This window comes from Methylobacterium sp. J-048, assembly GCF_022829515.1.
Taxonomy (GTDB): Bacteria; Pseudomonadota; Alphaproteobacteria; order Rhizobiales; family Beijerinckiaceae; genus Methylobacterium.
In genome coordinates, this window is the sequence record NZ_JAKSYL010000028.1 from 1 (window position 1) to 379 (window position 379).

Here is a 379-nt window from a genome sequence, read left to right on the forward strand (position 1 = left end):
TCCCGGAGCCGGCCGCGCTTCGGCAGCTGCCCGAATCCGAGCTGCAGGCGGTGGCGGACGCGGTGCGGGCCGAGATGATCGACGCCGTGTCGATCACCGGCGGCCATCTCGGCTCGGGCCTGGGCGTGGTCGAGCTCACCGTCGCCCTGCACCACGTGTTCGACACCCCCGACGACCGCATCGTCTGGGACGTCGGCCACCAATGCTACCCGCACAAGATCCTCACCGGGCGCCGCGACCGCATCCGCACCCTGCGCCAGGGCGGCGGCCTGTCCGGCTTCACCAAGCGCTCCGAGAGCGTCTACGACCCGTTCGGAGCCGCCCATTCCTCGACCTCGATCTCGGCCGCCCTCGGCATGGCGGTCGCCCGCGACCTCGA

General features: G+C 72.3%; 1 protein-coding gene. It reads left to right on the forward strand.

Features of this window, described 5'->3' with window-relative positions; genetic code table 11:
• A partial coding sequence (locus MKL09_RS00900; protein ID WP_409566884.1) for a 1-deoxy-D-xylulose-5-phosphate synthase N-terminal domain-containing protein occupies positions 1-379 on the forward strand: 379 nt, incomplete at both ends.